Here is a 13927-nt window from a genome sequence, read left to right as displayed (position 1 = left end):
TTTCATGGATCGACAAAAAGCAAAAAATAAAGCCCCCATGCCGGAGGCTCTACTCTATTTTGAACTGCTAGTATGAGAGAGGAATGATCAACCGAGGAAAGAACGCAGCATCCATTGATTTTTTTCCAAATCGCTGCGGATTTTGATGAACAGATCGGCTGTTGGCTGATCGCTCACCTGCTCGGCCAGTTCAATGCCTTCTGTAAGCTCTTCAGCCACGGTGGCGAAATCCTCAATCAGCGTCTGCACCATGCCCCGGGTATCTTCCTTACCGGTCGCTTCCTGAATGGTTGCGAGTTCCAGATATTCTTTCATGGTTGCTGCCGGACTGCCTTTGATGCTGAGCAGGCGTTCAGCCACCTCGTCCATTTTGAGGGTAACATCATCATAAAGCTCTTCGAATTTTACATGCAGGGAGAAAAATTGCTCGCCCTTCACATACCAGTGATAATTATGAATTTTGACGTACAGCACGTTCAGGTTGGCAACCTCACGGTTGAGTACTTGTTCGAGTGAAGTAGTGTTGACTTTATTCGATGCTTTAGCCATTGTATAATCCCTTCCTTATCCATAATTTAGCCGGCTGCTTGTCCCTGGTCCGGCAGTGCAGTGTCTATACTGAATTTACCCTTCCGCACAGAAGACGAAACAATTAATATGCCCGGCCCCATCGCTGAAACCCCTGACGCCTCCATAACTCGAAAGCTATTCTATAGGATGAGCCAAGCCCGCCTCCCTTATGCCCCGTTCCGGATAAAACCGCCCTTCGCTTAGCTTATCAGGCACAGCAAAAAGAGGCCCGCAGGCCCCGCTTAATCCATGCACTCTGCATACAACCAGGCAGCGGCCTTACAGCATGAGGAGCAGGGCATCCGCTCCGGTCATCCCGGGTACGATCCCCAGCTTCTCGGCCTCTATCGTTACAGACTCCAGCGGAGCAGCCAGAAGCTGCGGCAATGTTCTCACTCCAACCGCCCGGGCTGCGATGATTCCCCTGTCGCTGAGCCTCTCGTTAAGAAGGCCCACATCGAGCGCCCCGCACATGATATAACCTTTGCTCGTGCTGATGGACAGCAGCGTAGTTTTCGGAAGCTTCACTTCAACACCAACCAATATATGCCCGCCTACGGCAACAGGCTCCATTGTAACCACTTGCACTACCTCCCTTTTACTTGATCCTCATCATGATGTATGTGTATGCTGTTATTCCGGGCAGCGTGTGGACGATGGACCTATATCCCCTGCAAACCCCAGGGTCAATAGTCCTTGTTTTTTCAAGAAGGAGGTATATGCTTATTGTTTAATTAGTGGTATAGTTTATATACTTTAAAAATTGTATTTCTAATTGTGTCTACTGACAAAGCTGGGGGATCTATGGACAAGAAACTACAACATACGGACGGCAATTATCTATTTAATGTCGACATCCTGATTAACGCCCGTACTAACCCGCTTGCACTGCAATATTTACTTGAAATATTGAACAGCACCGACAAAATCACAGATTTCAACATCAACTCGGGTCTCGAGCTTGGAAGAACGATTGACCACCTGCTGCGGTCTGCGAAGCTCGCCCTGAAGCATGAATCTGCAGCAGCCGTTCAAATCCCTGTTAAATTGCCAGTGAAGCCAGCGGACAAGCAAGCCGGCAAGCCCGTAACCAACAGTATTCCTGCTGACGCGCCCGGAGAAAGTCCTGCGGATGCATATGGAAAAATCAGATTATACATTCAGAACAACCAATTGGTCCGGCTCCGGGCCAACCGGCACGGCAAACAGGTGTCAATGCCCTGCCGTATTCTGAATTTTGACGAAGCGGCGAATTCACTCAGTGTATACCATGTGGATGAAAAGCAAGTATACACGTTCAAGCTCAATGAGATCGACGAATTTTCGTAATAAGTTTCTGCTGTTATCCCGCAACAACAAGCACCTGCCCGATTTTCCAGGCAGGTGCTTGTTGTTTTGCAGGGGACCTTGGGTTGTACCTCATTTAATTTTTCCGTGACAAAGCCTCCCAGGCCAGGCAAAGCCACCCCGCAAGAAAACATACGCCTCCAAGTGGAGTAATCGCTCCAAGCCCCTTGATGCCGGTAATGCTCAAGACATACAGGCTGCCGGAGAATAGAACAATCCCCAGGATCAGCAGCCTCCCTGCCCAGCGCAGGCGTGAACGCTCCCCCCATTGACCTGCAGCCAGACCGATAAGGATCAGCCCCAGTGCATGAATCATGTGGTAATGTACACCTGTCTCGTACACCTTCAGGTAATCCTCGCTAATTACCGGTTTGAGCAAGTGCGCTCCGAACGCGCCTATGCCGACAGACAGCATGGCAAGCAAGGCTCCCCAGGCCATAAATCTTCGTTGCATGGTACCACAGCTCCTTAAAATTGGACTTCCCCCTATCTTACCGTAACCTGGCCGTTTATTTCCAGCAGCGGCTGCTTGGGTACATTTTACAAACAAGGCTTGCTTTTGCCGCCATCTTATGGAAAAGTGGATACTATCAGGCATTAACCCATTTAGGACATAAGGAGTGCACCCATGAACGATTATTCTACACCCAAAACAGATCCTTCCTCCCCCCGGCCCCAGAGTACGATCCCGGAGACGGGACTGCCGCCGGAGCAGCATCCAACGTATGAAGAGAACAAACGGGATTTCAAACATTCCGGACCCGGAATTGCTTCGTTCATCATCGCCTTAATTACCCTTATAGGCTATATTATCGCCTTTGTAGTTGTAGGTGTCCGGTCCACTTCCCTTGTCAACGGAAGCGACTCATTCATTGCAGATAGTGCAGAATCTATTTTCTATCTCGGACTATCTGTGCTTATCCTGGCGGCCTTCAATGTCATCGGGGGAGTGCTCGGCATTATCGGCCTTACTCTCCGCAAACGCCGCAAAGTGTTTGCGGTCATCGGCACTACCATAAATGCGGTTTTTCTGCTGGTGTTCATGCTGATCATCTCCACCGTACTCGTGAATGCCGGTTCTGTTTAAAGCTTAACCTGCACCCACAGGCAGAAACGGCTTCGCCAGCCTTTAAAAGGGCGGCACCCTATCAGCGACAAATATAAGGATGATTTGGGGCGTGAAAGATGTAAATCCTTATATTTGCACAAAGGACCGGTCCGGAAGCTCTCCGGAATCGGTCCCTTGTTGTGCTTCTATTCTGTTAATATACGAGTTGAACTGGAGAAAGCTTGGGGATAGCGAACAGGCTCATCAGGAACTGTGGCTAAGTGGAAAAAGTAAAACTAATGAGCTGAAATTCTGGCTGCAAAAGGTTTTAGTGGGATTTTGTACACTTAATTCATGCTTATTCATCCCAGATGGACGATATCAGCCGGATTAGTGGTACTTTTCCCCACATAGGATACTCCGTAAGCCGAGTGAGTTATATTAGCGATACTTTTTCCACTAACAAAGACTGCCTTTTCATCATTGATTTTTAAGTTCCATTATAGAGCTCCTGCTATACTGCTCTCTCAGCTGGCCCCCGGCTACTGGCTGACCAGACTGTCCAGCGACGCGTAGACATGCGGTCCGAAGCCTTCCGAGGCTTCACGCTGCGGAATGTTCAGCCTGATCACATACCCCTGCCCTGCAATCTCCTTCACCACATACTCACGGGTCAGCCCTTTACCCATGGCTGTAAGATAGAGCCGGATACCGGACATCCGCCGGTCACGCTCTTTTTGATCGAGTGCGTTCACCTTCCCTGTAGCGGACAGTTCCTTTTCACCCTCCAGCTTGAGAGAATCGAGCTTGAAGTTCTTGGGCAGCTTGGTGATCTCAGCGTAATACCCTGGATCTACTTTCATGGCCAGTTTGCCTGTCTTTGCATCAAAAGTGAAGATATCAAATATATACAGCGAATAGCCCTCTCCGGCAGCAAGTGCAGCCGTCTTTTCTTCCTTCATACCTTCCAGTGTCAGACTGAATGGTTTCGACTTGGGGAGTGCCGCCGGAGATGGGGCTGCACTGCCGCTGCCGGCAGACTTGTCCAGCTTCGTAAGCACCCGCTGCAGGACGGAGGAATCTCCCTCTACGCCCCGTTCGACATATTCAAAAACTACCGGATCATCCATACTTAAAGCCTCTGGAGCCTTTTCCAGGCCTATGCCCAGTTCAAATGACGTCGCCCCTTCATCTGTCTTGATCTCTACGGAATGATTATCGATCTGCCCGACATAGATGCCTGTACCTTGAATCGACTGCGTTTCCTCCGCAGGGGAGGAACTCGGCTGGGCTGTAGGGCTTGGTGACGGCGAAGCCGTGCTCCCGGCAGGCGAGGGCGAAGCCGCAGGTGAAGGCTCTCCCGGAGCCCCGGCGGGTGTATTGCCGCCGCAAGCGGTGATAGCCAGCATCAATACAGCGATGGCCGCCATAACAGGTAATTTGCGTTGCGATTTCATGTTGACTGCCTCCTCTTTGTTGAAGCGGTAAAGTTATTGCCTGGCTTGGCTTACTCTTATTAACGTTTAACCCTTCTCCGGGGTTGCATAAACTTGCCGGCCGTTTACGGCTTGGATAGGCGTACGCCGGAGACAGGAGGCGTTGAAATTAATACAATGGTGGAGAGCCTTATTTTAGAGTCATCCCCTGAAGGAGTGATTTCCTTGAAAATCGATATCGGCTGCGGTTCTTGCAAGGAATCCGGTTATCTTGGAATCGACCGCACCGCTTGGCCCGGAGTAGATATCATCTGCGATATAAATGAAGGAATTCCACTGCCGGACAACACTGCCGAATTTGTCATGGCCAGCCGCGTATTGCCGTATGTGAACAATTTATTTGCGGTAATGGCGGAAATTCACCGGATAAGCGTCCACAAAGCTGTTATCTGTATTCTGGCGCCTTACGCCCACAGCTTCCCCCACCTGTCCAATCCGCTGTTCAAGCAGAAATTCGACGAATACACTCCCCGTTATTTCACAGGAAGCTTTTTTCAGCCTGCCTCCGGGGCAGTCTCACCGGAAATCCCCGATTATCCGGCGCCTGTGCCTCCCTTTGATTACAGGCTGCTGCGGATGGAGCTGTTCTATCAATATCCGTTTGACAACACGCTTTATGAATCTGAGGAACTGGAGATTTTGAAGACGCTGCAGTCTAATGTCGTTCATGAAATTATGTACCATTTCGTCGCAGTCAAGAAGCCCATCACCCCTGAAGAGCTTGCAGCCATGAGCAGGAAAGCTTATCCCGAACCGCAAGCGCTTCTGAAACGGAGAAGACACGCACAAAACAGGCAAGTATAAAAATAATATGCCGCTTTATCCATGGACAAACAATTTCCCGCCAATTTAAGCATAGCCTATGAAGAGTAGAAACAGAGCATACCGATGCCAACAAAGAGGCCGGTTTGCTTTTTTTCGTTCTCACTTATGAACGCATTATTTTCAAAAGGAGGTGAAAATTATTCCTCTAGTCGTTCGGGCTACCATTAACGCAACGGGAGCGATCACGTTCACTGGCAATACACTGGGACTGAGCCGCTCGGACACAGCGGGCGTTCCCGGGACACAGGACAGCATCGGGGCATTCTCTACAGTAAATACAGCGTCCGTATTCGGAACCTATCCGGCGGGGACCACGAGCTTATACCAGAGCAACAGCTCTTCGGCGGTACTGACAATCCCCTCAGGAAGTACGGTGCTGTATGCCGAGCTTATCTGGGGCGGCTCCTATATCAATGGTTCTGTCAATTTGAGTTCAGCCATCAACAATCCGGTCACCTTCACTACCCCTGCGGGCAGCACCTCCAGTGTGGCTCCAGATTCCGCTACCAGCAATACGGTAGATCTGGGAAACGGTGCATCTGCCTACGTCCGCTCGGCGAACGTAACCAGCATTATTCAATCCGGGGGTGCCGGAACCTACACGACGGGCGGTGTGGTTGGCACTATTGTTATTACCGGCGATACCACAGCCAATCATGCCGGCTGGACGCTGGGCGTGATCTACCAGAACCCGTCGCTTCCCTTCCGTAATATGTCTCTTCGGGCAGGGGCCGTGCTGGTGCAGGCCAGTTCAGCCCCTGTAGTCACAACCATTACAGGCTTTGCCACCCCGGTATCCGGAGCGCTCGGAGGCCGCATTCTGTTCAGCGCACAGGAAGGTGATGCCAACCGTTCGGGAGATCAGGCGCTGTTCGGTCCGACATCAAATACCCAGGTTGCGTTATCGGGTCCCAACAACTTTGCCAATAACTTTTTTGCCTCCCAGATCAATAATGATTCCGGCGCGCTCAATACCACCGGCACCTTCGGCACCCGCAACCAGACCAATGGCAGTCCCGGAACCAATATCATCGGCGGGCGGCAGGGCTGGGATATCACCAATGTAGATGTATCGGCGAGACTTGTGAACAACCAGTCTACTGCACTGCTGACCTTGACGACCTCCGGAGATGCCTATGTGGTCAACGGAAATGCGCTGCAAATTGATATCAACGCCCCTAAGATCTCCTTGACCAAAGGCTCCAATGTGACAGGGACCATCGTCGGGGATACCGTGACTTATACCGTAACAATCAGCAATACAGGAACTGCCAGTGCGACCAGCGCCGTATTGTCGGACACCTTGCCGGCAGGGTTAACCTTTGTGACCAGAAGTGTTGTTGTAGCCGGTGTATCCCGTCCTTCGTATGATATTACGGCAGGCGTCCCTTTGGGGACATTGACGCTCGGCACCTCTGTAACCGTTACATATCAAGCCACTGTCACTTCATTGCCGAGTCCGCAAACTGTAGCCAATACAGCCAATGTGGCATTTACGTTCCAGAGTGTGGCGGGCGGATCGGTTCTGACCGGAGTTATTCCGTCCAACACGGCCACCTTGCCGGTGTATTCGCCTGTTCTCGGCATCGTCAAAAGCGCCAACACCGCCAATGCTACAGTGGGCGATCAAATCACCTATACCCTGCAGATTGCCAATACAGGCAACATAGGAGCCGCTACTACGGTCACGGACAACATTCCGGCCGGAAGCACATATGTTCCGGGCAGCTTCACCGTTAATGGCACGCCTGCAGCAGGCAATCCTGCGGCTGGCATCTCTATCGGGACTGTGCCCGCCGGTGGAAGCTCCACGGTTCAGTTCCGGGTACAAGTGAACAGCCTGCCCTCCCCTCCTCAGCTTGTGGATCAGGCCACTGCCGCATACACGTTCCAGGTGCCGGACGGCCGCACCTTAGCCGGAACAGCCGCTTCCAACACACTGACAATACCGGTGACTCTGCCGAATGTAGCTGTTGTGAAAAGCGCGGGGTTCACCGACGTGGCCGTAGGCGATATTCTCTTGTATACCTCGGTTATCAGCAACAACGGTATTGCTCCTGTCACCAATGTCGTTCTGTCCGATCCCATCCCCGCCGGAAGCAGCTTCGTGCCGGGGAGTGTCACTGTTGCAGGCGGAGCCCGTCCGTCCGCCGATCCTGCGACCGGAATCACTGTGGGGACCCTTGCGGCGGGTACCAGCGTTACGGTTACCTTTCAGGTAAACGTAACCTCAGTACCCTCACCCGCGCAGCTTTCCAACCGTTCATCAGCCTCTTACAGCTCCGGTGTATTCACGGGCATTTCGCAGTCCAATACAACGGCAACCCCTGTCTATCAGCCGGTTATCAATATTGCCAAAAGCGCCAATACAACCAGCGCAACTGTAGGCGGCAATGTGCTGTATACGCTGCGGGTACAGAATACAGGCAATCTGGCCGCCACGGTTGTCCTGACTGACAACATTCCGGCCGGTTCCGCCTTTGTGGCGAGCTCTGTCACCGTAAACGGGGCCGCCCGCCCGTCCGATTCTCCAACAGGAGGCATTGCCCTCGGTGCGGTAGCCCCCGGAGCCGCCGTTACCGTTACCTTTTTAACGGCTGTCCAGTCACTGCCTTCTCCCCCTGTTCTTAGTAATCAGGGCGGCAGCAGCTATACCTATCAATTACCGGGCGGACGTTCTCTTTCAGGAACAAGCCTGTCCAATACGGTCAGCATACCGGTATCTGCCCCAGGCATTAGCCTGCTCAAGAACGCCAGCCTGGCAAGTATGGCTGTAGGGGAAAACTTGATCTATACAGTGGTTGTATCCAATCCCAGCGGCGTTCCCGTAAATAACGTTGTTTTGTCTGACCCTGTTCCGGCAGGCGCCGTATTCGTAGCCGGGTCAGTCACCGTGAACGGTGCATCCGTGCCTTCGGCCAATCCGGGAGCAGGGATTACACTCGGAACTATCGCGGCGGGTGCTTCATCAACCGTAGCCTTTCAGGTGAATGCAGCCCTTTTGCCTAATCCGGCCGTCCTTACCAACAGGGCCAGCGCTTCTTTTACGGCAGGCACGTTCAGTGGAGCCGCTCTGTCGAATACAGTGAGCACATCTGTATATATTCCTATTATCGATCTGGTCAAAAGCGCCAATGCCGCTCAAGCCTCTGTCGGCGGCTCTCTGTCCTTCACCATTCTGGTCAGCAACACAGGCAACATCGCCGCTGTTCTGAATCTGACCGATACCCTGCCGCCGCAGGCTGTGTTCGAGACCAACAGTGTCAGCATCGGCGGCACTCCGCTGCCGGGTTACAGCCCGGCGACCGGCATCCCTGTGGGGCCGCTCGCACCGGGAGACAGCGTTCCTGTTTCTTTTCTGGTCACCGTAACGGCGCTGCCTCCGAACCAGCAGCTGCTCAACTCCGCAGCCGCATCTTTCACCTTCACGCTGCCTGATGGACGGCAGCTTGGAGGAAGCGCCGCTTCCAATACGCTTGCCGTTCCCGTCTCTGCGCCTAATGTCAGCATCGTAAAAAGTGTGAACGCCATCGACGCCGTCACCGGCGACATTGTTACCTTTACCTCCGTGCTGACGAACAACAGCATTGCTGCTGTAAGCAACATCATTCTCAGTGATCCTCTGCCTGAGAATGCGGCTTTCATTCCCGGAACCGTAATTGTGGGCGGCCTTTCCCAGCCGCTATCAGTTCCGTCCGCCGGCATTCCAATCGGCAGTCTGGGCCCAGGGGCCTCAGTCGCCGTAACATTCGAGGTGAGGATAACAATGCCGATTCCTTCACAGATCAACAACCAGTCAACCGTAAGCTTTACCTCCGGTGTCTTCTCTGGCTCTTCATCTTCCAATGTCACCTCCACACCGGTGATCCAGCCGCAGATTTCCCTGGTCAAAAGTGCGAATGATCTCAACGCAACCGTCGGCGATACCGTCATTTACACAGTAGTTGTCAGCAATGCCGGCAATCTTGCCGCAAATGTAACCTTGACGGACAATATTCCGGCAGGTACTGTCTTTGATCCCAACAGTGTCATTGTCGGCGGATTTCCGCAGCCGGGTGCAGCGCCGGATACCGGCATTACTGTCGGTACGGTCGCTCCGGGTGCCAGTATTTCCGTCAGCTTCACGGTCATCATTGTATCCTTGCCTACTCCGCAGCAGCTTGTCAATCAGGCCTCGTCCACCTTTACGTATACTCCGCCGGACGGGAGACTGCTGACCGGCACAGCGGAATCCAATACTGTAACGGTCGCGGTGTCCGCTCCAAATGTTGAGGTTGTAAAAAGCACCACGGCAACAGCGGCAACGCTTGGGGATACCATTCCCTATTCTGTTAGCATAACCAATACAGGAATAGACCCTGTGAACAGTGTGCAGCTGAGTGATCCGACTCCGCCGGGAACCACTTTTGTGACCGGCAGCGTTTCGGTGAACGGGGTTCCCTTTCCGAATGCCCACCCGGCGACCGGTGTATCCGTTGGAACGATTGCACCCGGCGCATCAGCCACTGTCACTTACAATGTAACGGTTACTTCTGCACCGGCCAGCGCAGCAATCAACAACCAGGCTACGGTGACGTATACTTCCGGTGTTGCTTTTTCGGGTTCTACTTTTTCCAACCCGGTCAGCGTTCCGTTTTACCAGCCTGTTCTCTCTGCGGTCAAAAGCGCCAGTACAGCCAACGCCACCGTCGGCGATACCGTAACCTATACCCTGACGGTCAGCAATTCCGGCAACTATCCGGCAGCTTTGACCGTAACAGACACCATTCCGGCCGGCACCACGTTCGAGCCGAACAGTGTCCTGATTAACGGGCTGCCTCTGCCACAGGCTGACCCGGCTACCGGGATTGCGGCAGGAACGATTGCTGCGGGGGCAACCGTAGCGGTGGCTTTCTCTGTAATCATCACCTCGCTCCCTTCACCGCAGCTGCTCGTCAACCAGGGAACTATAGCATACAGCTTCACTTTGCCTGACGGGCGGACACTGAGCGGTTCGGTTCTATCCAATACGGTAACGATCCCTGTCACCAACCCCAACCTGGCTGTAGTCAAAACCACAGCAACCACAGCAACCACGCTTGGTGATACGATCATTTATTCTGTAACGCTGACGAATAACGGGATCGCTACCATCAATAATGTTGTATTTACGGATGCTCTGCCGTCCGGCACGGCATTTGTTCCCGGCAGCGTGCTGGTGGACGGCGTTGCCCGCCCGGCGGCTTCACCGTCTACAGGAGTTACCATAGGCAGCATCGCTCAAGGGGCTTCAGTAAACGTTACGTTCAGCGTATCCGTCACTTCGCTTCCAGCCAGCGGCTTGTTGAACAATCAGTCATCCGTAAGCTTCACCTCCGGCGTGCTCTCCAGCGTAGCCTTCTCGAACATTGTGACCACACCGGTATATCAGCCGGTTATAAGTGCAGCGAAAAGCTCAAGCTCTGTAAATGCAACCATCGGAGATACCATTATTTACACGGTTAATGTCAGCAATGCCGGCAACTATCCGGCTGCGGCTACTTTAACCGACACTATTCCAGCGGGGACTACACTGCTTCCGAACAGCGTACTGATTAACGGCTTCCCGTCTCCCGGAGCCGATCCGGCAACCGGAATCACGCTTGGCTCCATTGCCGCTGGCACTACTGTGGCTGTTACGTTCTCTGTGGTAATTGACACACTGCCGGCAAGCCAGCAATTGAGCAATCAGGCGACGATCTCCTTCGCCTACACGCTTCCGGACGGCAGAACCTTCAATCAGACATCGGTTTCCAATATCAATCAGATTTCCGTCTCCTCGCCAAATGTCCTGGTTGTTAAAAGCTCACCGGCAACGGATGCCGTTATCGGAGATACCATCACTTACAGCATTAGCGTCACTAATAGCGGCATAGCGCCCATAGACAACGCCGTGCTCAGCGATCCGATTCCCGCCGGTGCTTCCTTTGTCAGCGGCAGCGTAGCCGTTGACGGCACCCCGCTGCCTGGTGCCAATCCTGCCAATGGCATTGCGCTGGGTACTATCGCGCCGGGTGCTACTTTACAGGTAACGTTCAGCATCCTTGTAAACGCACTGCCGGCGTCTGCCAGCCTGAGCAACCAGGCTTCCGTAAGCTTCACCTCCGGAGCATTCTCGGGTGCCTCTTATTCCAACACCTTCGTGACTCCGGTATACCAGCCGTTCATCAACATTGTCAAAAGCGCGGATACGGCCAACGCAACCGTCGGAGATACGGTCACTTATTTCCTGAATATCACCAACACCGGCAATCTGGCGGCAAATGTTACCATTACAGATTCGATACCGGCGGGGGCTGTATTCATTCCGAACAGCGTGCTGGTCAACGGCGTGCCGCAGCCGGGTGCCGATCCGGCCGGCGGACTCAATATTGGAACAGTGGCTCCGGGAGCAACCGTCACCGTAACCATCACCCTGCAGGTCACGGTCGCCTCCCTGCCTTCGCCGCAGCAGCTGGTGAATCAGGCTGCCTCGACCTTTACATTCAGTCCGCCGGACGGACGCCTGCTCTCCGGCTCCTCAGTGTCGAACGTGCTGGTCATCCCCGTGTCGTCTCCAGACGTCACTGTAGTAAAGAGCACACCTGCCATTGATGCTGTAGTCGGCGACGTTATCACCTATACCATTGTAGTGACCAACAACGGAATTGCGCCTGTCAACAATGTCGTGCTGGTTGACCCGATCCCGGCTGGCAGCCAGTTTGTTGCCGGCAGCGTCACCGTCGATGGTACGGCCCGTCCCGGAGCCAATCCCGGTTCAGGCATTGTTATCGGCACCATTGCCCCCGGAGCTTCCGTTACAGTGACATTCCAGGTACAGGTAGTTGCCGTATGATCCGGGATTCCCGCCTTCAACCCGTCGTCAGCAATCAATCCATGGTGCTGTTCAGCTCGGCAGCAGGTGCGGATGTTATTACTTATTCCAATACCGTCCACACTCCGGTTGTCGGCCCGGTTCTGACAATCTTAAAAAGTGCAGATCAAACCAGTGTCTCCCTCGGGGAGACACTGGTTTATACGCTTATTGCCCGCAATGAAGGCAATGCGCCAGCCCTGGCTACCCTTGTGGACATTCTGCCTTCCGGGGTATCCTTTGTCGCCAACAGTGTGCTGCGGGACGGAGTCCCCCTGCCCGGAGTCTCCCCGTCCTCCGGCATCCCGCTGGGGGCAATCGCTCCCCAGGGGGAGATCCGCATTGCCTTTCAAGTGATCGTTGTCTCCCTGCCGCCTTCTCTTGAGCTGGGCAACAGGGCAAGAGCCGTGTATTCTTTTACTACTTCGGAGGGAAGGCGTGTGGAGGGCGAAGTCTACTCGAACCAGGTATCGGTCTCCCTGCTCGCTTATAAGCTCTCTATTCTATTGGCGGCGAGCACACCTACAACATTTGTTGGGGATGCCGTTACGTTCACCCTGCGGCTAAGGAATGAGGGAACCCGGCTGATGTCTGGCATCCTGGCCACAATCCCTGTGCCGGAAGGGGCGGCATTCCTTCCCGCAAGCGTAATCTCGGGCGGTATCTATTCGCCGGATGCCGGCCCGGCTAAGGGCATACCGCTCCCCCCTCTCGCCCCAGGCAAGGCTGAAGACATCTCATTTCAGGTAAGGGTTGTTTCCGTTCCGTCCTCATCCGCCTTAACCACCCGGGCAGTTGTCACTTACGATACGGCTGGAGATGCGGGTGAAACCAAGAGCAATACAGTCACTGTCGCCGTAATTCAATCCGGCCTCTCTGTCAGCCTGAAGGTTGACAAGTACAGCGCAGCTCCCGGTGACCAGCTGCGCTATGAGTTCACCATCCGGAACAGCGGGAATCTGGCCGTGGACGCCATGGTTGCCGACGCCATTCCTACCGGCACACTGTTTATCTGGGACAGTGTACGTGTGGACGGAATTCCGCAGAGAGGAGTCCGTCCCGGAGAAGGCATTCCGCTTGGCACCATCCGGGCAGGATCGGCAGCCGTTGTGGATTTTCTCGTATCAATCCCTGCTGAGGCTAACATCCACCATGTGCCGGCAATCCAGAATCAAGGCAGCGTGGAGTATACTTTCACACTGCCGGATGGTCGTAATGTAAGGGAAAGGGTCCGTTCCAATACAGTCGTCACCCTGCTGGTCTCCCCAATCATCTCTATTGAAATGACAGGCGAGCCTCCACTAGTTGAACCCGGCGGCATTGCCGAATTCAACATCACTGTCATGAACAGCGGCAACTATCCGGCTGAGGTATCGGTCATACAGATCATTCCCCAGGGAAGCACGTTGGAGACGGGCAAGGTTACGGTCAGCGTCCATACGTTACCCGAATCCACATATAGCGGCATAATCTCACTAGGAGTGATGCAGCCAGGGCAGACCATTCAGCTCAGCTATCTTGTGCGTGTCCATCCGGGTTATATGGGCAACGCCCTTCAGGGCTGCTCAACCGCGCTGTATCTGTATACCATCGACGGACGCCGGTACTCCGGCGAGGCCCGCTCCAACAGCTACAGACTTTTAATTGAAGAAATCAGTGAATAAGAAGGTTCACATATCCCCCAGCCCCATGAATATACTTTAGTTACAACCTGCCCTTCATTGTACCGGGTAGTGTCCGTATCGAATTATATTCCATGGGAGGTGGTCA

General features: G+C 53.6%; 9 protein-coding genes. 5 read left to right on the top strand and 4 right to left on the bottom strand.

Annotated elements, in window-relative coordinates:
• Positions 1 to 87: 87 nt before the first annotated feature.
• Positions 88 to 549: a Dps family protein gene (locus tag PGRAT_RS09805; RefSeq protein ID WP_025705803.1), complete on the bottom strand. Its 462-nt coding sequence runs from the start codon at positions 547 to 549 to the stop codon at positions 88 to 90.
• Between the two features lie 300 nt (positions 550 to 849).
• The gene (locus PGRAT_RS09800; RefSeq protein ID WP_025705805.1) at positions 850 to 1152 is read right to left on the bottom strand and encodes a YunC family protein; all 303 of its coding nucleotides are present in this window, start codon (positions 1150 to 1152) and stop codon (positions 850 to 852) included.
• A 222-nt stretch (positions 1153 to 1374) separates the two neighbouring features.
• Between PGRAT_RS09800 and PGRAT_RS09795 the strand changes: the two genes are divergently transcribed.
• Entirely contained in the window at positions 1375 to 1899 is a 525-nt protein-coding gene (locus PGRAT_RS09795; protein ID WP_025705806.1) for a hypothetical protein, read from the top strand.
• A 94-nt stretch (positions 1900 to 1993) separates the two neighbouring features.
• Here the strand turns inward: PGRAT_RS09795 and PGRAT_RS09790 are convergent, their stop codons facing one another.
• Entirely contained in the window at positions 1994 to 2371 is a 378-nt protein-coding gene (locus PGRAT_RS09790) for a DUF423 domain-containing protein (RefSeq protein ID WP_025705807.1), read from the bottom strand.
• A gap of 174 nt (positions 2372 to 2545) precedes the next feature.
• Here PGRAT_RS09790 and PGRAT_RS09785 point away from each other — a divergent pair, with 174 nt between their 5' ends.
• A complete protein-coding gene (locus PGRAT_RS09785) occupies positions 2546 to 3004 on the top strand; it encodes a hypothetical protein (protein ID WP_025705808.1) in 459 nt (152 codons plus the stop codon).
• Between the two features lie 503 nt (positions 3005 to 3507).
• Here the strand turns inward: PGRAT_RS09785 and PGRAT_RS09780 are convergent.
• Positions 3508 to 4422, bottom strand: a complete 915-nt coding sequence (locus PGRAT_RS09780) for a DUF8580 domain-containing lipoprotein (RefSeq protein ID WP_052415707.1) — start codon at positions 4420 to 4422, stop codon at positions 3508 to 3510.
• A gap of 204 nt (positions 4423 to 4626) precedes the next feature.
• Between PGRAT_RS09780 and PGRAT_RS09775 the strand changes: the two genes are divergently transcribed.
• The 3 genes from PGRAT_RS09775 (at position 4627) to PGRAT_RS09765 (ending at position 13821) form a co-directional block, all read left to right on the top strand.
• The gene (locus PGRAT_RS09775; protein ID WP_025705460.1) at positions 4627 to 5265 is read left to right on the top strand and encodes a class I SAM-dependent methyltransferase; all 639 of its coding nucleotides are present in this window, start codon (positions 4627 to 4629) and stop codon (positions 5263 to 5265) included.
• 151 nt (positions 5266 to 5416) lie between these two features.
• Positions 5417 to 12139, top strand: coding sequence for a DUF7507 domain-containing protein (locus PGRAT_RS09770; protein WP_081954743.1), 6723 nt, complete (start codon positions 5417 to 5419; stop codon positions 12137 to 12139).
• Complete coding sequence (locus tag PGRAT_RS09765; protein WP_025708377.1) at positions 12136 to 13821, top strand: DUF11 domain-containing protein; 1686 nt, start codon at positions 12136 to 12138, stop codon at positions 13819 to 13821. Before PGRAT_RS09770 ends, PGRAT_RS09765 begins: the two co-directional genes overlap by 4 nt.
• Positions 13822 to 13927: the final 106 nt, after the last annotated feature.

Origin of the sequence: Paenibacillus graminis, assembly GCF_000758705.1 — a bacterium.
In the GTDB taxonomy this organism is placed as follows: domain Bacteria; phylum Bacillota; class Bacilli; order Paenibacillales; family Paenibacillaceae; genus Paenibacillus_AQ; species Paenibacillus_AQ graminis.
Note: the sequence above shows the minus strand (reverse complement) of the source record. Positions and strands in the feature narration are given on the sequence as shown.